The following is a 21,997-nucleotide window of genomic DNA, read 5'->3' on the forward strand; positions in this document are numbered from 1 at the left end:
CGCTTGTGCGCTATAGCGCACGGTGCTATGCTGATTTCTTGCCGTGCGTTATAACGCACAACCACCGATTGGAGCTGCTCATGCGCCCTGCCGTCACCCTGCGTCATCTGACCCTGCCCGCCATCATGGCCGGCTTTGTCGCCGTTCTGGTCGGTTACACCAGCTCTGCCGCCATCATTTTCCAGGCCGCCGCCGCCGCGGGCGCTACGCCGGCGCAGATCGGCGGCTGGCTGAGCACACTTGGGATCGCAATGGGCGTCACTTCCCTCGGGCTGTCGCTTTACTATCGCACCCCGATCCTCACCGCCTGGTCGACGCCCGGCGCGGCGCTGCTGGTCACCAGCCTGCCCGGCACGCCGATCAACGAGGCGATCGGGGTGTTTATCTTCGCATCGGGACTGATCCTGCTGTGCGGCGTCACCGGGCTGTTCGCTCGCCTGATGGATTATATTCCGCAGGCAATTTCCGCCGCGATGCTGGCGGGGATCCTGCTGCGTTTCGGGCTGGACGCCTTCACTTCGCTACAGCTCAATTTCCTCCTCAGCGCCGGTATGGGGCTGACCTATCTGCTCAGCCGCCGTTACCTGCCGCGCTACGCCATCGTATTGACGCTGGCGATTGGGCTGGCGATCGCCGCGCTGCAGGGCGATATCCAGCTGACGCAACAGACGCCGGCGTTCGCCGTGCCGGAATTTATCGCGCCGCATTTCAGCTGGCCGACGCTGCTCGGCATCGGCGTGCCTTTCTTCGTGGTGACCATGGCTTCACAGAACGCTCCCGGGATCGCTACGCTGCAGGCAGCGGGTTACCGTGTCCCCACCTCACCGCTGATCGCCTGGACGGCGCTGACCGCGCTGCTGCTGGCGCCATTCGGCGGTTTCTCGGTGTGCATCGCCGCCATTACCGCCGCCATTTGCATGGGGCCGGACGTGCATCCCGACCCGCAGCGGCGCTATATGGGCGCGGTGGCCGCCGGCGGCTTTTACCTGCTGGCCGGATTGTTCGGCGGCGCCATCGGCCTGCTGTTCAGCGCGTTGCCGGTCGCCTTGATCCACACCATCGCCGGGCTGGCGTTGCTCGGCACCATCGGCGGCAGCCTGCAACGCGCGCTGCATGATGAAAAACAGCGCGACGCGGCGCTGATCGCCTTCCTCATCACCGCCTCCGGCGTCACGCTGCTCGGCATCGGTTCGGCCTTCTGGGGCATTGTCGGCGGCGCCATCGCTCATCTGCTGCTGTCGCTGCCGCGGCGAACCTCCGAGGCGTAACGGGCGGTCCACATTGACAAGCGACGCCGTGGCGCCTTCACTTTCTCTGTCGTCTGACCGTCAATTCACCTAATAAGTGACGCCGTCACCAAGGAAGCTTATGACTGAGAAAGCCGCGCTGTTGGCTCAGCGCCTGATACGCAATGTCGAACAGGCAGAGATGAAACATGACCGGCGGCCGCCGTTGTATGACAGCGTCGGCGCCCGTCTCGGCACCGGCACCGCCGCCGACAAGCTGGGCGCCTCTTTCGATTGTGTGGCGCCGGGCATGCGTTCCTGCCCCTACCATTTTCACTACGCTCAGGAGGAAATGTTCATCATTCTGGAAGGCAGCGGTACGCTGCGGGTGGCAGGAGAAATGCTGCCGATCGTCAGCGGGGATGTCATTTTCATTCCGCCGGGCCCGGAATACCCGCACCAGATCATCAACACTTCCGATGCGCCGCTGAAGTACCTGTCCGTCAGCACGCGCGAACAGCCGGAGCTGGTGATGTACCCGGATTCCGGCAAATACCAGGCGATGGCGCGCAGCGCAGACGGCGAGCAGGTGCGCTACCTGCAGCGCCCTTCAACCTCGCTCGATTACTGGCAGGATGAACCCTGAATCGCCGTCCGGCAACGGGATATCCAACGCGCGCGCCGCCAGTTCGGCCACGCGAAAGTCAATGTCAGCCGCCTGCCCGTCTTCCATGAACCAGGCGGCGGAGAGCCCCGACCAGGCCAGGATCCATTGCAGCAAGCGCCGGCGATCCAACCCGGCCAACCGGCACACCTGTTCCACGCGGCGCTGGAAAATGGCCGGATCGGTGGCGATACCGTAGTTGGGATTGCAGAAGATATTGGCGTAATCGAAGCCCCGTTCACCGTACAAACGCTTGGGGTCGATCGCCAGCCAGCCGCGTTCGCCGAAGTCGAGCACATTGTCATGGTGGATATCGCCGTGCAGCACGCTTTCTTCTCGCGGGCTGCTGAGCAATTCCGCCGCCGTTGTGGCGCTGAGGCGCAGCATGCCGCCGTGCGCCTGCGCCGCCGGCCACAGCGAGCTGAACCACTCCTGCAGCGGGATCAATTCGGGCAGCGGTGCCTCTCGCGGCGCATGCAAGGCGGCGATCGCCCGGCACAGGATCTGCGTGGCCTGCTCATCGTCGCCATCACGCACCAGCTGCGCCAACGAACCTTCGCCCTGCGCGCGCTCCAGCAGAATGCCGTCGTCGTGCCACGCCAGCACCAGCGCGGCGCCTTCCCCGCGCCACCAGCACATCAGCCGGCCACCGAAGCGCTCCTCCTGCTCGCGGGCGATCTTCAGCATGGCGGCCTCGCCCCGGTAACGCACCGGCATCAGCAGACTGCTGTGGGTTTCGAAGGCTTTGCCATCCTGTTCCAGTTGCCAGCGTTGCAGGTAGGGAGTAAAAATCGGGTTCATCGTCTCATGCGTCCTTGTGGCCGAGCTGCGCCGCACTGTCACATTCGGGTGAAGACGACGTATAAAATAAAGAGGGATGATACTCTCAAATATCATCGGTGCGCGGCGCCTGGCCGCCGTTTCTTCAGTATCCTAACCAAGTTTGTCGATTTTATTAACCGGTCTTGCGCGGGGTTTGACCATGACATCATTAAAACGCACGAATTATCCGCAGTTGCCGACGCCGGGCGGCCCCTATGTGCATGCGGTGCGCCACGGCGATCGCTTATACGTTTCCGGATTGACGGCCTTCGCCACCGACGCTCAGGGATTGAGCGCGCCGGAGCAAACGCAGGAGATCCTCGAACAGCTGGCCACCATTGCCGCCAGCGAAGGCGTCAACCTCAAGGCATTGATTAAAATCAGCGTGTTCCTGACCGACATCGCCGATCTGGCGGGCGTGCGCCCGGTGCTGTTTGACTATTTCGATGGCGCGCTGCCGGCCTGTTCACTGATGGCGGTCAGCGCGTTGTTCTCACCCGCGGTGTGTGTGGAAATAGAGGCGGTGATGGCGTTGCAGTAATGCGCGGCTAGAGCGCGCCCTCATCCGGCACGCAGGGGCCGATCTTGAACCAGGCTTTGGCGATCCGCCCCTGTTCCACTTCATAGATGGCGATGACATCCATTTTGCCGCGCCCCTGCGGGAAATTGCGCGTCACCACTTCCTGATCGACCACCATATTGCCTACCGCCATGCGTTTTATCCGTTCGCCATACAGACTCGGCTCCTGGAAACGCACCAGATGCCGTTCACGGATCGCCGCCTTGCCGCTGGCCAGCAGCGTGTCTGGATGCTCGTAATACTGGGCGTCGTCCGCCCAGCAGGCCATAAAGGCCTCGATGTCGCGGGCGTTATAGGCGTCAAGCTGTTGTTGAACCACATCCTGCGGGCGTGCCGTTTTATCGTTCATCACATCCTCCTGCCGAAGTTAACCGCCGCATGCGTCGAACCCATCACGTTAACCGCCCAGTGCTGCAGCTTGATGACACGGCGAATTATGAATAAAAACCCAAAAATAACGAATAAATAACCTATCACGCCCAATGAACAATTCAAGCGCCCACGCATAAATTTTCTGCGCCGCGCCAGGGGCGGTGAAAACCGCATGACGCCGCGCGTTAATCTTTGCGACGGTGAGGGAAATTCTGCTAATTTAGCGTGAACAGCCTGACGATAACGAAACGCTATGCAGCAAAAACCGGTGTTGGACGAAGCCAGACAGTTAAAACGACTCAACGCCGCCACGCGGCGCCAATCCCATATGTACAAATGGATCGCGCTGATTGCGGCGCTGGATGCGCTGTTGGTGTTTTGGTATGACCGGGATATGCGCAACGTCACCTTCTCGGGAGCGGTTGCGCTGGTGTGCGGCTATTTGTGGATCCGCGATCGCAACAAGGCCCGGGGTTACCGGCGCGAGTTTGACCGCAAATTCGGCAAGCGCAGCGGCGATTAAGGCTGCATCGCCTCCAGCACTTTAGCACTGTCGACGATCTGCACGAACTTCACGATTTTGCCGGCGCGCAGCGTATAAATATGCGCAAAAGAGGCGCTGAAGGATTTGCCGGTGGCCCGGTAGGTGCCGTGATAAAAACCCTGAGCGATCACGTTGTCGCCGGCGTCGTAAAAGTGATCGACGTCGGCGCGGTAACCTTGCCATTCGCTGCCCAGGCGCTGATGCACGTTCTTGATGATGTTCTCCGGGCCGATATAGGTACCGGCGTAAGGGAAACCGGCGGCTTCGGTCCACTCGGCATCGGGGGCCAGCGCCGCCAGCAGATTGCGGCCGTTTTCTTCGGAGCTGCCTTCATAGGTTGCGCGCACTATTTCAAGAGGGGTTGGCATGTCTCTTCTCCCATGGCTGATGAGGATATTCCGGCCATCCCCGCGGACACAGGCTCTCACCAAGCGGAGACGGCGGAATTCGGCTATTCTAGGTTGCTTGTTTCGCTGCAAAAACCGCAGTTATGACAATAGTGGGTTGCACTTTAGTAAACAATAGCCGTTTTACTGTCATCCTCCCGGCATCCGGCACGGCTATGCTGATTGACCGATTTCCCCCAACAGGAGCTGAACGTGTCTTTACCCTCGCTGACGCAAGAGCTGTTACAACCTTTCTCCCCTTACCAGGCGCTGGCACAAACGTTGCTGCCGCTCACCCTCGAGTCGGACGACGGTTCGCATGACGTCGCGCACCTGCACCGGGTCTGGAAGAACTGCCGTCGGATCAGCAAGCTGGAAGGCGGCGACCGGCGCATTCTCTGCGCGGCGGTGCTGCTGCACGACGCCGTCGCGGTGGAAAAGAATTCGCCGCAGCGCCATCTGGCCTCGCGCATGGCGGCGGAGCAAGCCACGCTGACGCTGGCCCGGCTGGAATGGGCGCCGGCGGACATCGCGGCGGTGGCTCACGCCATTGAAGCGCACAGTTTTTCCGCCGGCATCCCGCCACAAACGCTGGAGGCGAAGATCCTGCAGGATGCCGATCGCCTCGACGCTATCGGCCTTATCGGCGTGGCGCGCTGCTTCTATATCGGCGGCCGCATGCGCAGCGCGCTGTATGACGCCGCCGATCCGCGGGCTGAACATCGCCAATACGACGACAAGCGTTTCTGCCTCGACCACTTCGAAACCAAACTGTTCAAGCTGCAAGACGGCTTCCAGACCGCTGCCGGGCGGCAGATGGCCGAACAGCGCACCGAACGCATGCGGCGCTTTGTCGACGATCTGCTGGAAGAGGTGTAATGCCGGCCTACGGGGCATTTTCGTTATGCCCATAACATTTTCGGTCATATAACGCCGCTAAACTGTAAGTCAACTTCACCGAACGGGCGGCACAGATGAAAAAGTTGACGTTGAAAGAGATGACGGAAAGCGAACAGCGGGAAGTGAAAACCGAATTGGACAAGGCGCGTAAAAGCCATGGCAGGCCGCTGACCAACGCCGAACAACACAAGGTCAAGGATGAGGCGGTAGCGCGCATCATGGCCGCCAGAGCGAAACTCGCCAAGGCGGAGCGTGCAGAACGCAAAGCCAACCGCTACCGGCCAAGTGGCGACACTTTCAGTTGGTCTGCCACCATCGGCTCCCGCCCGCCGCGCTGAGCCAACCCTCCCCGCCGCGGCGGGGATTTTTATTTATTAGCCAAACTCATCCTCACCGGCGAATCATGAATAACAATGTTATCAATCTGTTGTAAATTGACAGTCTGATGAAGAATATTCATTATCACCCCACTTCCCCTTTTCGCGAGACTGCCATGGCCTACCCACGCAACGCTGATATTCTGATGACGCCTGCGTTGCCCCTTGGCGGTTTGGCGGCGGTTACATCGAAGAAACAGACGCTCATTTGACCGGGGCGCGCTGTCCCGTCAGATGAGCTGACTGGATGGCACGCAACGCCCCGCCTTCAATTTTCTCATCTGGCTTCTCTGTCGGTCACACAGAAGGAATATTTTATGGCCTCATTTTCGGGTATTTGGGTGGCGATGGTTACCCCTTTCAATCACAATGCCGTCGACCTGCCGGCGGTGCAACGCCTGGCGCGGCACCTGCTCGACGCCGGCATCGATGGTCTGGTGGTCTGCGGCTCCACCGGTGAAGCCGCCGCGCTGAGCAAAGAAGAACAGCTGGCGGTGCTCGACGCCGTATTGGAAGTGGCGCCTGCACGCCAGGTGGTGATGGGCCTTTCCGGCAATAACATGGCCGCCACGCTGCAAATGCAGCAGGCCATTCAGCTGCGCGACATCGCCGGCGTGCTGATCCCGGCGCCTTACTACATCCGCCCTTCGCAATGCGGCCTGATCGACTATTTTACCCAGTTGGCCGACGCCTCCACCGTGCCGGTGATCCTGTACAACATTCCGCAGCGCACCGGCATCGCCATGGAGCTGGCCACGCTGCGCCGGCTCGCACGCCATCCGCGCATCACCGCCATCAAGGACTGCGGCGGCAACCCTGACACCACCATGGCGCTGATCGCCGATGGCGAAATCGATGTGATGACCGGGGAAGACAATCTGATCCTCACCACGCTGTGCCTCGGCGGCACCGGCGCCATCTCCGCCGCCGCGCATGTTCACCCGGAACGTTTCGTCCAGCTGGTGCAGCAGGTCGCCGCCGGCGATCTGGCTGCGGCGCGCAGCAACTTCTACGAGCTGCTGCCGATGATCCACCAGATGTTCAGCTTCCCGAATCCGGCGCCGGTCAAGACGGTGCTGGCCCAGCAGGGGCTGATCGCCAACGAGTTGCGTTCGCCGATGCAGGTGGCGCCGCCGGCGCTGCAGCAGCAGATCGCCGCGACGCTGGCGCAGCTGCAGCCCGCCGAGGCGATCGTCGGTTAAATTTGTTAGCTAAGCCGCTGTAATTTTGGTGCTATGGGACTACGATGAGAGGTTAAGCATGCCCGTCATTCGTCATCAACAAGGAGCTTCCGATGAAACTGTTCTATAAAGCCGGCGCCTGTTCGCTGTCCCCGCATATCGTGCTGCGTGAGGCAGGGCTGGATTTTACGGCGGAGAAGGTCGATCTGGCGCAGAAGAAAACCGAGAGCGGCGCCGATTACCTCGCCATCAACCCCAAGGGACAGGTCCCGGCGCTGCTGCTGGATGACGGCAGCCTGCTGACCGAAGGCGTGGCGATCGTGCAATACCTGGCGGACCGTGTGCCGGATCGCAACCTAATCCCGGCGGCGGGCACTCTGTCGCGCTACCACGCGATCGAATGGCTAAACTACATTGCCACCGAGCTGCACAAAGGATTCAGCCCGCTGTTCAACCCGAAAACGCCCGAGGAATACAAAACCATCGCGCGCGCCAGGCTGGAGCAACAGTTCAGCTATCTGGATTCGGTGCTGGCGAAGCAGCACTTCCTGTTGGGAAACCGTTTCAGCGTGGCCGACGCCTATCTGTTCACCGTGTTGCGTTGGGCGTTCGCCCTGCAGTTCGACGTGCGCAAACACGCCCATCTGGCGGCCTGGTTCGATCGCGTTGCAGCGCGCCCGGCGGTGGATGCGGCGCTGAACGCCGAAGGATTGAAGTAAACATTCGGCCCCGGTGGCTATCGCCGGGGCCCGTTGCACTTACAGTTTTACCGCTTTGAACTCGCTGCGCGGTTGCACGATCCGATCCTGCGCCGCCACTACCTGCAGTTCGTACTCGCCCATCGCCTGCGTGGTCAGCATCACCTCATACACGGCGGCGGTCACGTGCTCCAGCGCTTTATCCAGCGCCTCACCCTTCAGCAGATCCACCAGCAGCAGACCACTGGTCAAATCGCCGACGCCGACCGGTTGACGCGCGCCGAAGTCCACCAGCGGCCGGCTGATGTGCCAAGCCTCGTCCGCCGTCACCAGCAGCATTTCAAAACAGTCGGCGTGATAGCCGGCCCGGGCCAGATGCTTGACCAGCACCAGCCGCGGCCCTTTGGCGATCAGCGCGCGGGCGGCCTGCACCGCATCGGCCACGTTGGTGACGGCCATCTGGCTCAGCATCTCCAACTCCAGCAGGTTCGGCGCCATCATGTCGCTGCACGGCAACGCCTGGCGGCAGTGAAACTCGGCCACGCCCGGCGCCACGATGCAGCCTTTTTCCGGATGTCCCATCACCGGATCGCAGAAATACCAGGCATTCGGGTTCGCCTGCTTAACCTGGCGCACGATCGCCAGAATATGGTCGCCCTGCTCCGGCGAACCGATATAGCCACTCAACACCGCATCACAGCGCTTCAGTTGATCGATATTGGCGATGCCCTGCGCGATCTCGGTCAGGTGATTGGCCGGCATGACGCAGCCGGTCCACTGGCCGTATTGCGTATGGTTGGAGAACTGTACCGTGTTCAGCGGCCAGACGTTGACGCCCATGCGGCGCATCGGAAATTCAGCCGCACTGTTGCCGGCGTGACCAAACACCACGTGCGACTGGATAGAAAGAATGTTTTTCATCGACAGAACTCGTTCGGAATACGGCAGCCGGGCGGCTGCGCAAAAATAAAGGGGCCGCCAGGGCCCCTTACCGTTATTATTCGCTTACTGCCAATCCACCAGGCAGTAGTGTTTCTTACCGCGGCGCAGCAGCGTGTAGCGGCCGAACAGACGGTCCGCGTCGCTGAAACGGTATTCGGCATCCGATTGTTTCTCGCCGTTGATGGTCACCGCGTTGGAGCCGATCATGGTGCGCGCCTGGCCGCGTGACGGCACCAGCTCGGCATTCACCAGCGCCTGCTGCAGATCGGCATCGCGATCCAGTTTAATCGTCGGCATGCCGTCCTGCGCCAACTGGGCGAAGTCCGCTTCGGTCATGTCGTGCAGCGCACCAGAGAACAGGCTCTGCGTGATACGCTTGGCGGCCGCCAGGCCTTCCGCACCGTGCACCATGCCGGTCACTTCTTCCGCCAGCACGTACTGGGCGCGCGGCGCCTTGCCGCTGTTTTTGTCTTCTTCTTCCAGCGCGTTGATATCTTCCAGGCTCATAAAGGTGAAGAATTTCAGGAAGCGGTAAACGTCGGCGTCGGCGGTGTTGATCCAGAACTGGTAGAACTTGTACGGGCTGGTTTTTTCCGGCGCCAGCCAGACCGCGCCGCCCTCGGTTTTACCGAACTTGGTGCCGTCGGCTTTGGTGATCAACGGCACGGTCAGGCCGAACACCTGCTTCTGATGCTGACGACGCGTCAGATCGATACCCGAGGTGATGTTGCCCCACTGATCGGAACCGCCGATCTGCAGCTCCACCTGGTGGCGGTTGTACAGTTCGGAGAAATCGAAGCCCTGCAGCAGGTTGTAGGAGAACTCGGTGAAGGAGATGCCGGAGTCGTCGCGATTCAGGCGCTGCTTGACCGCTTCCTTGTTGATCATCTGGTTGACGGAGAAGTGCTTGCCGATGTCACGCAGGAAGGTCAACACGTTCATGCCGCCGAACCAGTCGTAGTTGTTGGCCGCGATAGCGCTGTTGCTGCCGCAGTCGAAATCGAGGAACGGGGAAACCTGTTTGCGGATCTTCTCCACCCACTCGTTCACCGTATCGGTGGTGTTCAGCTTGCGCTCCGCCGCTTTGAAGCTCGGATCGCCGATGAGGCCGGTGGCGCCGCCCACCAGCGCTACCGGTTTGTGGCCGGCCAGCTGGAAGCGCTTCAGGCACAACAGAGGAACCAGATGGCCCAAATGCAAGCTGTCAGCGGTCGGATCGAAACCGCAATACAGTGCAATTGGCCCTTGCGCCAGTCGCTCCGCTAACGCTTCCTCATCCGTAACCTGGGCAACGAGGCCCCGCTCTTGCAGTTGTTTAATCAAGTTGCTGCTTGCCATCAATGACTCCATGTATAAACGAATGCACCTTTGCCGGTACACGGCCTTTCGCCCAGTGGCGAAATAAAAATTCAGGGTAACGCATAGAATAAAGCGCCGGCGGCATCAGCACCAGCGCTTAGAGAGGATTTTCCGCCTTCAGGGTGCCAGTCGGTCAATTTTCCAGTCATTCCCATCCCGCTGATACAGGAAACGGTCATGCAAGCGATGGGCGCCACCCTGCCAGAACTCGACGGAGTCGAATTTCACGCGGAATCCGCCCCAGAAACTCGGCAACGGCACCTCGCCCTGCTGGAACTTCTGCTTCAACTCGAGGAATTTGCTCTCCAGCACGCCGCGCGCGGAAATGCGCGACGATTGCTGCGAGACCCAGGCGCCGATCTGGCTGTCCTTCGGCCGGCTGTTGAAATATTTCAGCACGTCGAGCGTCGACAGACGCTCCGCCTGACCGAGGAAAATCACCTGGCGATCGAGCATGTGCCAGGGAAACAGCAGGCTGATATGCGGGTTGTGCGCCAGCTGCTGCGCCTTGCGGCTGCCGAGGTTGGTATAGAACACCAGCCCCTGCTCATCGAAATGCTTCAGCAGCACGATGCGTTGATAAGGCTGGCCGTGTTCGTCGACGGTCGCGACGCACATGGCGGTAGGATCCGCCAGGCGCGCGTCGCAGGCCTGTTTCAGCCAACGCTCGAACAGTTCGAGCGGGCTGGCGGTCAGATCGTTGCGGCGCAGGCCGCCCCGGGTGTATTCACGGCGCAGGTCCGCAACATCAAACTCATTCTTTTCAATCATCTGGGTTATCGACCAACTGAAAAAATCCGTCGTTACATTCTGCGCCTGCGGCGTCAGGAACTCAATCGCTCCGACGCCGCCGTCAACCCTCACTCCGTCAACACGCAGTCGCTCATGACTACCTTGCCGTTGCGCTCAAGATAGGCGTTACGGTCTTTCGACCAAAAAGTGTATTTGCCGTCGCTGTATTTGGCGCCGGTCAGCGCCAGCACCTGCTTAAGATGCAGCTGCTCGCCATCCATCAGCAGGCTGACTTCACTCGCCTTGCCGTCGAGCGCCACCGTCAACGGCGTGGTGCCGCACTGGTAGTGCATCGTCTGGCTGCTCTGCGGCAGGATGTAGCTACAGCCGGACAGCGCCAGCGCGCCGGCGACGAAAATGACTTTTTTCATGCTGTTGCTCCTTAGAAAAATCCTTCACAGGCTATCCTAACAGAGCTAACGGCCCCCCAATGGCAAAACCGGATAAATCCCACCCAGCACCGTTTCACGGCTGGCGCCGGTTACCGAAGGCAGGTTGCCGGCCTGGCCGGACAGCGTACGGAAGGCCAGCCAGGCAAAGGCCAACGCCTCCATGTCGTCACCGCTGACGCCGAAATCGTCGGTCAGCCCAACTTCCGTGCCCGGCAGCAGCGCCGACAAACGCGCCATCAGCAGCGTGTTGCGCGCCCCGCCGCCGCACACCAACAGACGCTCGCACCCGCCGGCCAGCTGCACCTGTTCGCTGATGCTGACGGCGGTCAGTTCCGTGAGCGTGGCCTGAACGTCGACCGGCGCCATCGCCGGCAATCCGGCCAGCTGCCGCTCCAGCCAAGCGATATTGAAATACTCGCGGCCGGTGCTTTTCGGCGCCGGCTGCGCGAAGTACGGATCCGCCAGCATCTGCTGCAACAACGGCAAGCAGACCCGCCCCTGCATCGCCCAGCCGCCGTCCTGATCGTAAGGCTGCGCGCGGTGGCGCCACACCCAGGCGTCCATCAGCATGTTGCCCGGCCCGGTATCGAAACCGCGCACCGCCGTACCGGGCAACAGCAGAGAAAGGTTGGCGATGCCGCCGACGTTTAGCACCATGCGCCGCTCGACGGGATGCCCCAGCAGCGCCTGATGAAACGCCGGCACCAGCGGGGCGCCCTGCCCGCCATACGCCATGTCGCGCCGGCGGAAATCGCCGACGGTGGTGATATTGGTCAGCGCCGCGATGCGGTTGTTATCGCCGAGCTGCATCGAGAAACGCGCGTCGCCTTCCGGCTCGTGCCACACCGTCTGGCCGTGGCAACCGATGGCGGTGACCTGCTCCGCGTCGATGCCGGTTTGCTTCAGCAGGCCGAGCACCGCCTCGCCGAACAGCGTACCCAACTGCGCATCCAGCCGGCCGACGGCGGCCAACGTAGTTTGCTGCCCCTGGCACATCCCCAGGATCTCTTTTTTCAACGCCATCGGCATCGGATGGCTATAGCTGGCCTGCTGCGCCACCATGCGATCGTCGATCGCGGCCAATACCACATCGATTCCGTCCAGACTGGTGCCGGACATGACGCCTATATAGCGGCCTGACTTCATAGCAACATCCTCTAACCCGCGCGGTAAGCAAAATTTATCCTGACAAATAAACCAGAATTGCCGGATTAACGCCATGAATTATGATGCTTTTTTTACGCACCGTGAGCCAGATGCCCTCTGGCGCCGCTGTGGCACGGGCTATGTGTTAAACCGTGCCATAACAGGCGACGGAATGTCGCCAAGGCTGTCATAAAGGTAAACCGCGGTTTATTATTGGTTGAACAGAGAAAAGTTAAGCTGCATGCAGCGATGAAGCATGGCGGTGTGTCAACTTTCAGCCATACTTTGTCTATCATTTTCACTGAATCTTGCCTGGTGAACATTGCCAGGCTATGGACTACTACCATCAGGAGTTTTATATGATCAAGCGTCTTCTCGTCGTCGCCGTCGCCGCCGTTACGCTGGCCGGCTGTGCCAATGAATCCATGTCCGGCGATGTCTACTCGTCCTCGCAGGCCAAGCAGGTACAGACCGTCACCTACGGGACGCTGGTTTCCGTGCGTCCGGTTAAAATTCAGGGCGGCGAAGGCTCCAACGCCATGGGGATGATCGGCGGCGCGGTGATTGGCGGGCTGTTGGGCAACACCGTTGGCGGCGGCACCGGTCGTACGCTGGCTACCGCGGCGGGCGCTATTGCCGGCGGCGCGGCAGGTAACAGCATCGGTGAAGTGGCCGGTCGTACCTCCGGCTACGAGCTGGAAATCAAGACCGACCAGAAAGAGAACATCGTGGTGGTACAGAAAGCGGGCGACAGCAAGTTCAGCCCTGGCCAGCGTGTGCGTATGGCGCGCATGGGCGACACCATCACCGTTTCCCCGCTGTAAGTCAGTCGGCGACAAACGGCAAACCGGAGGCAATCGCCTCCGGTTTTATTTCTGATGCTGTGAAACTGTAATCGTAGAAAATAAGAATATTATTATTTGTTCTGCAGTTCGGTGATATTTTGTTCTAACTTGCCAATCAGCCCTACCAACAGATGCACTTCGTCGGCGGTAATGCCGCTTAAAATCTCACTGCGTGTCGACGTGATCACACTGTCCACTTCCCTGATGATCGGATCGGCCGCTTCGGTCAGCTTGATGCGCTTCGCGCGGCGATCGTTGGCACAGGTGTGACGCGTGATCAGCCCTTTCTCCTCCAATTGGTCCAGCGTGCGAACCAGTGACGGTTGCTCGATACCGATCGCCTTGGCCAACTGGATTTGCGACTGCTCCGGCGGCAAACGATTGATATTGTGCAAAGTGACCCAGTGCGTTTGGGTCAGCTCCAACGGCTTGAGCCGATGATCAATGAGCGCGCGCCAAACACGAACTAATCGTGCTAAATCTGAACCTAATGTTGACTCCACTTCCCCCTCCTTATAATTAGCATGCTAACATTACCTCCCAGAGTTTAGACTATTTTGGGTAACTCACATTAAAAACACAAATGTATATAATGTATATTGTGGAAATAGCCACTCTTTTTAGCCGCTATTGTTTAATCGTTATGCAAATATTCAACATATTCACCCTTAGGGATTGTTAATGTGAATACATCATGGTTACACACCTCATCCCCCTTACCCGATTTGGTCCTGGGGGCATCGCTTTATTTTCCACCTATATTTAAAGCTTTTTTACTAGGACTGGTCTTATGGTTGCTGATTCATCAGCTGCTGAGAGACTGGATGTATTCCGGTGAAATCTGGCATCCCATGTTGATGGATCTGTCCATTTTCGTTCTGACCGTCAGCGGTTCCTTATGGATTTTAGCGAGTTGGTAACCCATGCAGCATAAAACATTAAAATACTTTTCTACGGTGCTCGTCTGCGCCATTGCCGTCTGCGCCGGCTGGTGGCTTTGGAATTATTATATGCAATCCCCATGGACCCGTGATGGAAAAGTGCGCGCCGAACTCGTCAATATCACCCCTGAAGTTTCTGGAAGATTAGAGAAAATAAGTGCGAATGACAATCAGTTCGTACCTGCGGGAAGTCTGATTTTTACCCTCGACCCGGTGCCCTACCAGATTGCGCTGGACAATGCCGAGGCCGCTGTGGCGAAAGCGCAATCCGATCTGGCCAAAGCGGACCACGAGGCAGCCCGCCGCCGCGGGTTGCCGCGTAACGTTATTTCCGCTGAAGACTTGGACGAGTCCAATTTAGCCGCTCAGGCAATGAAGGCCGCCTATAAAGCCGCCCAGGCCAACCTGGAACAGGCCAAATGGAATTTGAGCAAAACTAAAATTTACGCGCCGACCGACGGTTATATCACCAATCTGCAGGCGCGGGTCGGGAACTACGCCAACGCCGGCACGCCTTTGGTCGCGCTGGTGGATGTCCATTCGTTTTATGTACTCGGTTATTTCGAAGAAACCAAGCTGAAACATATAAAAGAAGGCAATAAAGCGGACATCGTTTTATATAACGGCAACACGCCGCTGCAGGGGGAAGTAGAGAGTATCGGACGCGCCATTTACGATCAGAGCGTCGACAGCAGCAACGATCTATTAATGGACGTTAAGCCTAATGTGCCTTGGGTGCGTTTGGCCCAGCGCGTGCCGGTGCGGATAAAATTGCTCAACGTGCCCGCCGATTTGACGCTGGTTGCCGGCACCACCTGCACCATTTCGATTCATCAGCGGAACTAAAGTGTGAACCTGCCCTTTCTGGAGTGGAGCCGTACCCCCTGGGGTAAGGCGACCGGCGGCCAATGGCGCTATGCGCTGCGCAACTCGCTGGCGATGTGTCTGGCGCTGTGGGTCGCGTTCGTGCTCGAACTCGACGAACCCTATTGGGCGCTTACCTCCGCCGCGGTGGTGAGCTTCCCCACCATCGGCGGCGTGATCAGCAAAAGCATCGGCCGCATCTTCGGCAGCCTGGTGGGCGCCGCCGCATCGGTGGCGATCGCCGGCCACTGCCTGAACGATCCCTGGCTGTTTACGCTGTTCATCGCCGCCTGGATCGGGCTGTGCACTTACGTCTCCAACCATTACCAAAACAACGTCTCTTATGCCTTCGCGCTGGCGGGCTATACCGCCGCCATCATCGCCTTCGGCACGGTCAACGTCACCGATACCCAGCAGATCTTCGACATCGCCCAGGCGCGAGTTTGCGAAGTGATCACCGGCATTCTGTGCGGCGGGTTGATGATGATGATCCTGCCCAGCACCTCCGACGGCGAAGCCCTGATGACCTCGCTGCGGCGCATGCAACTGCGCCTGCTGGAGCACGCCGCCATGCTGTGGCAGCCGGAGGTCACCGCGCAGATGCGCACCTCGCACGAAGGGGTCATCGGCCAGATCCTGACCATGAACCTGCTGCGCATTCAGGCATTCTGGAGCCACTACCGGCTGCGGCGGCAAAATAACCTGCTCAACTATCTGCTGCACCAGCAGCTGCGCATTACCAGCGTCATCTCCAGCCTGCGCCGCATGCTGCTGAACTGGCCGGATCGCCCCGTCAATCTGATGCCGGTGCTGACGCAACTGCTGGACGAGCTGCGCGATCCCGCCACCGATAAATATCGCTTGGCGCGCCTGCTCCAGCAGATCGCGCCGCACGATCCCGCGGACTATCGCCATCGCGCCTTCTGGCTGCGGTTGCGCGATTTCTGTTGGCTTTACCTGCGTTGCAACCGCTGGCTGCGGCGGTTGGAAAGCGCCACAGCGGTCAGCGATCTCCAACCGCCGCGCGCCACTTCGCTGGCGCGCCATACCGACAGCTATGAAGCCGCCTACAACGGCCTGCGCACCTTTTTGTGCATCGTGATCGGCTGCGCCTACTGGATCAACACGCAATGGGACGCCGGCAGCGCGGCGCTGACGCTCACCGCCATCAGCTGCGTGCTCTACTCCTCCACGCCTTCGCCGATCAACAGCGTCAGCACCTTGCTCAAGGCGGTGCTGCTGCTCTCGGTCGCCTGCTTCGTGGTGAAATTCGGTTTGATGATCCAGATTGACGATTTCTGGGTGTTCTGCGCCTTCCTGTTCCCGATCCTGGTGACCATGCAGATGCTCAAGCTGCAGAACCCGCCTTATGCCGCGCTTTGGGGGCAGCTGATCGTCTTTATGGGCTCGTTTCTGACCGTCAGCAATCCGCCGAGCTATGACTACCAGTCCTTTATCAATGACAACATCGCTAAAGTCGTCGGCGTGCTGCTGGCCGGGCTGGCGTTTCAGATCCTGCGCCCCAGCTCGGACAAACGCAAAAGCCGCCGCATTATCCGCGCGCTGCGGCGCGACTTTATCGATCAGTTGAGCAAACGGCCGCAGCAGAGCGAAAGCCAGTTCGAATCGCTGATCTACCATCGCATCAGCCAGCTCAATCAAAGTCAGGATCAGGAGTCGCGCACCTGGTTGCTGCGCTGGGGCGTGGTGCTGCTCAACTGCAGCCATATCGTCTGGCAGCTGCGCGACTGGCAAACCCGCTCAGATCCGCTGTCGGCGGTGCGCAACGTCTGTATCCACTGCCTGCGCGGCATCATGACGGAGAAAGGCGTGCAGCACAGCTCGCTGGACGCCACGCTGCAGGAATTGCTGCGCATGAGCAACGCGCTGGCGCACCACCCGGAACAGGCGGCGCGCGATCTGGCCGGCCTGATTTGGCGGCTCTACTGCTCGCTGCAGCAATTGCAACAGGCCATTGGCCAGCCCGCCGCCACTGCGGCCGTTAGCGGCGGGTGATCACTTGATCACGCCGCAGGCGAAGCGTTCGCCGCCGCCGCCGAGCGGCAGCGGATGATCCGAGTGATTATCGCCGCCGGCGTGCACCATCAGCGCCTTGCCCTCAATTTCGCTGATTTTTTTCAGCCGTGGCGCCAACACCGGATCGTTCGCCATACCGTCGGCGGTCACATAGATGGCCGGCAAATCGCCCAGATGCCCGTCGGCATAGGGTCCGAGGTGTTTCCCGGTTTTTTGCGGATCAAAATGCCCGCCAGCCGCCAGCGCCGCCACCGCCTTGCCGTCCTTCATGCCCGGCTCGCAGCTGCCTTTCTCATGCACATGGAAACCGTGCACCCCGGCCGGCAAGGCTTTCAGGCTCGGCGTGAACAGTAAGCCGTAAGGCGTTTCGCTGATGGCCACTTTGCCGATATCCTGACCGATACCCTGCCCGGTCACCAAATTCATCTCAACGTCGACCGTCGCCGCCTGAGCGGCCCCGCAGGCCATCAGGCCAAGCGCCGCATACCAATAACGTTTCATCAATCAGTCTCCTTAATGACTATATCGAGTTATCAGTATAGGAGAGCCAACGCCAGCACTGTTAACCAACGCACAATCTCGCCAATTTGATTCGCGGGCCTAATATTTAGCACCAATAATAATTCTACCGATGTTGGTCCTCTGACCAGCTGTCGTTCGGCTAACGTTGTTTCCCTGTTTCCACCGCCGACGCGCGAGAGTTCACTTCCCGGCCAGGCGGCATACTTCATAAGGAACTGATATGGGCATCTTTAGCTATAAGGATCTGGACGAAAACGCGTCAAAGGCGCTGTTTTCCGACGCCTTGGCCATCTCTACCTACGCTTACCACAATATCGATAACGGCTTCGATGAAGGCTATCACCAGACCGGTTTCGGGCTCGGTCTGCCGCTGACGCTGATCACGGCGCTCATCGGCAGCACCCAGTCGCAGGGCGGCCTGCCCGGCCTTCCCTGGAACCCCGACTCCGAACAGGCCGCGCAGGAAGCGGTAAACAATGCCGGCTGGTCGGTGATCAGCGCCGCGCAGCTGGGTTACGCCGGCAAAACCGATGCGCGCGGCACCTACTACGGCGAGACCGCCGGTTACACCACCGCGCAGGCCGAGGTGCTGGGCAAATATGACAGCGAAGGCAATCTCACCGCCATTGGCATCTCATTTCGCGGCACCAGCGGCCCGCGCGAGTCGTTGATCGGCGATACCATCGGCGATGTGATTAACGATCTGCTGGCCGGGTTCGGGCCGAAAGGTTACGCCGACGGCTATACGCTGAAGGCGTTCGGCAACTTGCTGGGCGACGTGGCGAAATTCGCGCAGGCCCACGGGCTGAGCGGCGAGGACGTGGTGGTCAGCGGCCACAGCCTCGGCGGGCTGGCGGTCAACAGCATGGCGGCGCAGAGCGACGCCAACTGGGGCGGCTTCTACGCGCAGTCCAACTATGTCGCCTTCGCCTCGCCGACCCAGTACGAAGCCGGCGGCAAGGTGATCAACATCGGCTATGAGAACGATCCGGTGTTTCGCGCGCTCGACGGCACCACGCTGACCGGGGCGTCGTTAGGCGTGCACGATGCGCCCCATACCTCCGCCACCAACAATATCGTCAACTTCAACGACCACTACGCATCGGACGCCTGGAACCTGCTGCCGTTTTCCATTCTCAACATTCCGACCTGGCTGTCGCACCTGCCGTTCTTCTATCAGGACGGCCTGATGCGGGTGCTGAACTCCGAGTTTTATTCGCTGACCGACAAAGACTCGACCATCATCGTCTCCAACCTGTCGAACGTGACGCGCGGCAGTACCTGGGTGGAAGATCTGAACCGCAACGCGGAAACGCACAGCGGGCCGACGTTTATCATCGGCAGCGACGGCAATGATTTGATCAAGGGCGGTAAAGGCAACGATTATCTCGAGGGCCGCGACGGCGACGATATCTTCCGCGACGCCGGCGGCTATAACCTGATCGCCGGCGGCAAAGGCCACAATATCTTCGATACCCAGCAGGCGTTGAAGAATACCGAGGTCGCCTACGACGGCAACACGCTTTACCTGCGCGACGCCAAGGGCGGCATTACGCTGGCGGACGACATCAGCACCCTGCGCAGCAAAGAAACCTCCTGGCTTATCTTCAACAAAGAAGTGGATCATCAGGTAACCGCCGCCGGATTGAAATCGGACTCAGGCCTCAAAGCCTATGCCGCCGCCGCCACCGGCGGTGACGGCGATGACGTCCTGCAGGCTCGCAGCCACGACGCCTGGCTGTTCGGCAACGCCGGCAACGACACGCTGATCGGCCACGCCGGCGGCAACCTGACCTTCGTCGGCGGCAGCGGCGATGACATCCTGAAGGGCGTCGGCAACGGCAACACCTTCCTGTTCAGCGGCGATTTCGGCCGCGACCAGCTGTATGGCTTCAACGCCAGCGATAAACTGGTATTTATCGGCACCGAAGGCGCCAGCGGCAATATCCGCGACTACGCCACGCAGCAAAACGACGATCTGGTGCTGGCCTTCGGCCACAGCCAGGTCACTCTGATCGGCGTCTCGCTCGATCATTTCAACCCCGATCAGGTGGTGTTGGCCTAAAGATCGGCATAAAAAAAGCCGGGTGCTTTCGCCGCCCGGCTTTCCTCTTTCTGCCCGCCTTAAGGCACATCATACCCCAGCGCCGCCTTGCGAATGCGGAACCACTGCTGGCGGCTCAGCACCAGTTTCTGCGCCTTCAGCGCCGAACGCACTCGCTCAATCTTGCCGGAGCCGATGATTGGCAACGGCGACGACGGCAGACGCATCACCCAGGCGTACACCACCTGCTCGATGGTCTCCGCGCCGATCTCTTGCGCCACCCGCTGCAACTCGTCGCGCAGCGGCTGAAACTCGGCGTCGTTGAACAGGCGCCCGCCGCCCAGGCAGGACCAGGCCATCGGCTTGATGCGCAGCTGCTGGCACTGGTCGAGCGTGCCGTCGAGAATGGCCGGTTGGTGAATCGGCGAGATCTCCACCTGGTTGGTCGCCAGCGTGAACGGCAGACGCGACTGCAGCAGTTGGAACTGCGCGGGCGTAAAGTTGGATACGCCGAAATGGCGCACCTTGCCGCTTTTGTGCAACGCAACGAAGGCTTCGGCTACGTCGTCAGCATCCATCAACGGATCCGGGCGGTGGATCAGCAGCAGATCGAGGTAATCGGTATGCAGATGGCGCAGTGACTGTTCCGCACTCTGCACGATATGATCGCGGTCGGTGATGTAATGCCCAATAGGGTTACCGGGCTTGGCGGTGGTGGCGATGCCGCACTTGGTCACCAATTCCAGCGACTGGCGTAGCGCCGGCTTCAGACGCAGCGCGTCGCCGAACGCCTGTTCGCAGGCATAGCCACCGTAGATATCGGCGTGATCGGCGGTGGTGACGCCCAGTTCGACATGCTGTTCGATGAACGTCAGCAGCTGCTGCGGTGACATGCCCCACTCCATCAACCGCCAGTAACCGCAAATCATGCGGGAAAATTCAGGCCCCTGCGGCGCGAGACGAATACGTTCTACCATTGCGAAAACCTCATGACATTAGTTGTCAGCCAGCATACACAAGCCGGTGAGGCACAGGGAAGCGGTAAGCCACACGAACGTGCGGCAGATCAGGAAAGGTTAAAACAACGACGGCTGCTCCGGCAGCGGCTCGTCAGGCGCTTTATTGGCGCGCTGCAGCCGCAGGAAGCGTTGACGGCACAGGCGCAACACCTCGCGCTTTTGCGCATCGCTCATGGTCATCCAGCCGAAACGCTCCTCGCGGCTGCGCAGGCAGCCACGGCAGAATCCACGATCGTCGGCCTGACAAATGCCGCGACACGGGCTGGGGATGTCGAAAAACTCAAGCTGCTGCGCCACGGGGCTCCTCCTGCGTTCTCTTGCTAATTGAAGACGCCATCGCCGCCGCTGGCAAGTCCCTTTTCGCCATTGCGGCGAAAATAGTCACGCAAATAGCGCAGCGCCTGGCGGCTTTTTTCCGGCACATTGCGTTCGAGCGTCAGCGCGTGCAGTCGCAGCGCCGCCGGCCGCCACTCCGGCAACAGCAGCAACAGTTCGCCGCGCTGCAGTTCGTCGCCAATTTCATACAGCGGCTGAACGGAAATGCCCAGCCCGGCACGGGTAAAGGCGCGCATCACGTTCATGCTCTCGCTGACGATCTGTCCTTCCGCCAGCCGCAGCTTGACCTGCTGGCCGGACTGGTGCTGCAAATCCAGATGCGCCCCGCTGTAGCCGCTGGAGATCCAGCGGTGCTGTACCAAATCCTGCGGTTTTTCCGGCACCCCATGCTGGCTGAGGTAACGCGGTGCGGCGCACAGCACCATCGGCCACGCCGTCAGCGGATGCGCAATCATATTGGCGTCCGCCAGCTGCCGGTTGGCCCGCAGCGCAATGTCGACCCGCTGTTCTATCATATCGACGATGCGATCGTCCGCCAGCACTCGCAGCGTCAGCTTGGGATGCGCCTGCAACAGCGGCGACAACGCCTCCGCAAGCGATCGGCCGCCGATGCCGACCGGGGTGGCGATGCGCAGCTCCCCCACCAGCGTATCCCGCAGCTCCGCCAACCGCTGCTCCGCCTGCAGCGCCTGTTGCAGCATCGCCTCGCAGCCGGGATAGAACGCCGCTCCTGCCTCGGTCAGCGCCAGACGGCGGGTGGAACGATGCAGCAACGGCACCCCAAGCGCCTTCTCCAGCGAGCGCATGTGCTGGCTGACCGCCGACGGCGTCATGCCCAGCCGCCGTGCCGCACCGGCCAGCGAGCCCTCCGCCACCACGGTGGCGAATACCGCCATTCGATTGAGTTTATCCACGATTATGAAGTTTTACTTAATCAAGAAAGCATGAATATGGCACTAATCACGGCTATTGTTAAGGACTAGAGTAGAAACCACGCGGCAGGCACCT

The 21,997-nt window shown here is 60.2% G+C and carries 26 protein-coding genes; 13 read left to right on the plus strand and 13 right to left on the minus strand.

Annotated features, from left to right (window positions below):
• The first annotated feature begins 80 nt into the window (after window positions 1-80).
• Window positions 81-1,268 carry a benzoate/H(+) symporter BenE family transporter gene (locus ACOWVD_RS05340; protein ID WP_273890418.1) on the plus strand — a complete coding sequence of 396 codons (1,188 nt, stop codon included), beginning with the start codon at window positions 81-83 and terminating at the stop codon, window positions 1,266-1,268.
• A gap of 100 nt (window positions 1,269-1,368) precedes the next feature.
• On the plus strand, window positions 1,369-1,872 hold the full coding sequence (locus ACOWVD_RS05345; protein WP_049240176.1) for a cupin domain-containing protein: 504 nt from the start codon (window positions 1,369-1,371) through the stop codon (window positions 1,870-1,872).
• Here ACOWVD_RS05345 and ACOWVD_RS05350 read toward each other — a convergent pair.
• Window positions 1,837-2,682, minus strand: coding sequence for an aminoglycoside phosphotransferase family protein (locus tag ACOWVD_RS05350; RefSeq protein ID WP_370456260.1), 846 nt, complete (start codon window positions 2,680-2,682; stop codon window positions 1,837-1,839). The two genes, ACOWVD_RS05345 and ACOWVD_RS05350, sit on opposite strands and share 36 nt — an antisense overlap.
• A 190-nt stretch (window positions 2,683-2,872) precedes the next feature.
• On the opposite strand from ACOWVD_RS05350, the gene ACOWVD_RS05355 reads away from it, so the two are divergent.
• Window positions 2,873-3,253 (plus strand): RidA family protein, encoded by a 381-nt coding sequence (locus ACOWVD_RS05355; RefSeq protein WP_028128181.1) that lies wholly within the window; start codon window positions 2,873-2,875, stop codon window positions 3,251-3,253.
• Between the two features lie 7 nt (window positions 3,254-3,260).
• Here ACOWVD_RS05355 and ACOWVD_RS05360 read toward each other — a convergent pair whose 3' ends face one another.
• Window positions 3,261-3,641 carry a nuclear transport factor 2 family protein gene (locus ACOWVD_RS05360; RefSeq protein ID WP_015377744.1) on the minus strand — a complete coding sequence of 127 codons (381 nt, stop codon included), beginning with the start codon at window positions 3,639-3,641 and terminating at the stop codon, window positions 3,261-3,263.
• 276 nt (window positions 3,642-3,917) lie between these two features.
• Here ACOWVD_RS05360 and ACOWVD_RS05365 point away from each other — a divergent pair, with 276 nt between their 5' ends.
• Window positions 3,918-4,187: a hypothetical protein gene (locus ACOWVD_RS05365; RefSeq protein ID WP_004938382.1), complete on the plus strand. Its 270-nt coding sequence runs from the start codon at window positions 3,918-3,920 to the stop codon at window positions 4,185-4,187.
• On the opposite strand, the gene ACOWVD_RS05370 is transcribed toward ACOWVD_RS05365, so the two are convergent.
• Window positions 4,184-4,576, minus strand: a complete 393-nt coding sequence (locus ACOWVD_RS05370; protein WP_004938379.1) for a nuclear transport factor 2 family protein — start codon at window positions 4,574-4,576, stop codon at window positions 4,184-4,186. The genes ACOWVD_RS05365 and ACOWVD_RS05370 overlap by 4 nt on opposite strands.
• Window positions 4,577-4,777: 201 nt before the next feature.
• On the opposite strand from ACOWVD_RS05370, the gene ACOWVD_RS05375 reads away from it, so the two are divergent.
• The 4 genes from ACOWVD_RS05375 (at window position 4,778) to gstA (ending at window position 7,771) form a co-directional block, all read left to right on the plus strand.
• Window positions 4,778-5,473 carry an HD domain-containing protein gene (locus ACOWVD_RS05375; protein ID WP_004938376.1) on the plus strand — a complete coding sequence of 232 codons (696 nt, stop codon included), beginning with the start codon at window positions 4,778-4,780 and terminating at the stop codon, window positions 5,471-5,473.
• A 95-nt stretch (window positions 5,474-5,568) separates the two neighbouring features.
• On the plus strand, window positions 5,569-5,832 hold the full coding sequence (locus ACOWVD_RS05380; protein ID WP_019455965.1) for a DUF3811 domain-containing protein: 264 nt from the start codon (window positions 5,569-5,571) through the stop codon (window positions 5,830-5,832).
• Between the two features lie 356 nt (window positions 5,833-6,188).
• Window positions 6,189-7,073 (plus strand): 4-hydroxy-tetrahydrodipicolinate synthase, encoded by an 885-nt coding sequence (gene dapA / locus ACOWVD_RS05385; protein WP_049240177.1) that lies wholly within the window; start codon window positions 6,189-6,191, stop codon window positions 7,071-7,073.
• Window positions 7,074-7,165: 92 nt separating this feature from the next.
• Entirely contained in the window at window positions 7,166-7,771 is a 606-nt protein-coding gene (gene gstA, locus ACOWVD_RS05390; protein ID WP_004938367.1) for a glutathione transferase GstA, read from the plus strand.
• A gap of 39 nt (window positions 7,772-7,810) precedes the next feature.
• On the opposite strand, the gene pdxY is transcribed toward gstA, so the two are convergent.
• The 5 genes from pdxY to anmK all read right to left on the minus strand — a co-directional run bounded on the left by pdxY (window position 7,811) and on the right by anmK (window position 12,381).
• The gene (gene pdxY / locus ACOWVD_RS05395; RefSeq protein WP_197763763.1) at window positions 7,811-8,671 is read right to left on the minus strand and encodes a pyridoxal kinase PdxY; all 861 of its coding nucleotides are present in this window, start codon (window positions 8,669-8,671) and stop codon (window positions 7,811-7,813) included.
• Window positions 8,672-8,755: 84 nt separating this feature from the next.
• Window positions 8,756-10,030 (minus strand): tyrosine--tRNA ligase, encoded by a 1,275-nt coding sequence (gene tyrS, locus ACOWVD_RS05400; RefSeq protein WP_015377740.1) that lies wholly within the window; start codon window positions 10,028-10,030, stop codon window positions 8,756-8,758.
• Between the two features lie 138 nt (window positions 10,031-10,168).
• The gene (gene pdxH, locus ACOWVD_RS05405) at window positions 10,169-10,822 is read right to left on the minus strand and encodes a pyridoxamine 5'-phosphate oxidase (RefSeq protein ID WP_004931292.1); all 654 of its coding nucleotides are present in this window, start codon (window positions 10,820-10,822) and stop codon (window positions 10,169-10,171) included.
• A gap of 89 nt (window positions 10,823-10,911) precedes the next feature.
• Window positions 10,912-11,214 carry an MliC family protein gene (locus ACOWVD_RS05410; RefSeq protein WP_004931294.1) on the minus strand — a complete coding sequence of 101 codons (303 nt, stop codon included), beginning with the start codon at window positions 11,212-11,214 and terminating at the stop codon, window positions 10,912-10,914.
• Window positions 11,215-11,259: 45 nt separating this feature from the next.
• The gene (gene anmK / locus ACOWVD_RS05415; protein ID WP_033633173.1) at window positions 11,260-12,381 is read right to left on the minus strand and encodes an anhydro-N-acetylmuramic acid kinase; all 1,122 of its coding nucleotides are present in this window, start codon (window positions 12,379-12,381) and stop codon (window positions 11,260-11,262) included.
• A gap of 359 nt (window positions 12,382-12,740) precedes the next feature.
• Here anmK and ACOWVD_RS05420 point away from each other — a divergent pair, with 359 nt between their 5' ends.
• Window positions 12,741-13,205 (plus strand): glycine zipper 2TM domain-containing protein, encoded by a 465-nt coding sequence (locus tag ACOWVD_RS05420; RefSeq protein ID WP_004931299.1) that lies wholly within the window; start codon window positions 12,741-12,743, stop codon window positions 13,203-13,205.
• A gap of 92 nt (window positions 13,206-13,297) precedes the next feature.
• On the opposite strand, the gene slyA is transcribed toward ACOWVD_RS05420, so the two are convergent.
• Window positions 13,298-13,729, minus strand: coding sequence for a transcriptional regulator SlyA (gene slyA / locus ACOWVD_RS05425; RefSeq protein WP_004931301.1), 432 nt, complete (start codon window positions 13,727-13,729; stop codon window positions 13,298-13,300).
• A 180-nt stretch (window positions 13,730-13,909) separates the two neighbouring features.
• On the opposite strand from slyA, the gene ACOWVD_RS05430 reads away from it, so the two are divergent.
• From ACOWVD_RS05430 to ACOWVD_RS05440, 3 genes are read left to right on the plus strand one after another with little or no spacing between them, the layout of a single operon-like run.
• Window positions 13,910-14,146 (plus strand): DUF1656 domain-containing protein, encoded by a 237-nt coding sequence (locus tag ACOWVD_RS05430; RefSeq protein WP_004931303.1) that lies wholly within the window; start codon window positions 13,910-13,912, stop codon window positions 14,144-14,146.
• Window positions 14,147-14,149: 3 nt separating this feature from the next.
• Window positions 14,150-15,013 (plus strand): HlyD family secretion protein, encoded by an 864-nt coding sequence (locus ACOWVD_RS05435; protein WP_049240181.1) that lies wholly within the window; start codon window positions 14,150-14,152, stop codon window positions 15,011-15,013.
• Window positions 15,014-15,016: 3 nt separating this feature from the next.
• Window positions 15,017-17,047 (plus strand): FUSC family protein, encoded by a 2,031-nt coding sequence (locus ACOWVD_RS05440; RefSeq protein ID WP_049240182.1) that lies wholly within the window; start codon window positions 15,017-15,019, stop codon window positions 17,045-17,047.
• Here ACOWVD_RS05440 and sodC read toward each other — a convergent pair whose 3' ends face one another.
• Window positions 17,048-17,569 carry a superoxide dismutase family protein gene (gene sodC, locus ACOWVD_RS05445; protein WP_033642927.1) on the minus strand — a complete coding sequence of 174 codons (522 nt, stop codon included), beginning with the start codon at window positions 17,567-17,569 and terminating at the stop codon, window positions 17,048-17,050. It abuts the gene before it with no gap.
• Between the two features lie 241 nt (window positions 17,570-17,810).
• On the opposite strand from sodC, the gene ACOWVD_RS05450 reads away from it, so the two are divergent.
• Complete coding sequence (locus ACOWVD_RS05450; protein ID WP_197799901.1) at window positions 17,811-19,655, plus strand: polyurethanase; 1,845 nt, start codon at window positions 17,811-17,813, stop codon at window positions 19,653-19,655.
• Between the two features lie 59 nt (window positions 19,656-19,714).
• Here the strand turns inward: ACOWVD_RS05450 and ACOWVD_RS05455 are convergent, their stop codons facing one another.
• The 3 genes from ACOWVD_RS05455 to ACOWVD_RS05465 form a co-directional block, all read right to left on the minus strand.
• Window positions 19,715-20,611: an aldo/keto reductase gene (locus ACOWVD_RS05455; RefSeq protein WP_004931312.1), complete on the minus strand. Its 897-nt coding sequence runs from the start codon at window positions 20,609-20,611 to the stop codon at window positions 19,715-19,717.
• A 99-nt stretch (window positions 20,612-20,710) separates the two neighbouring features.
• Window positions 20,711-20,950: a DUF1289 domain-containing protein gene (locus ACOWVD_RS05460; protein ID WP_049240184.1), complete on the minus strand. Its 240-nt coding sequence runs from the start codon at window positions 20,948-20,950 to the stop codon at window positions 20,711-20,713.
• 23 nt (window positions 20,951-20,973) lie between these two features.
• Window positions 20,974-21,903, minus strand: coding sequence for a LysR substrate-binding domain-containing protein (locus tag ACOWVD_RS05465; protein WP_187212313.1), 930 nt, complete (start codon window positions 21,901-21,903; stop codon window positions 20,974-20,976).
• Window positions 21,904-21,997 lie beyond the last annotated feature (94 nt).

It is taken from the genome of Serratia sp. SA088 (assembly GCF_049065515.1).
In the GTDB taxonomy this organism is placed as follows: Bacteria; Pseudomonadota; Gammaproteobacteria; order Enterobacterales; family Enterobacteriaceae; genus Serratia; species Serratia nematodiphila.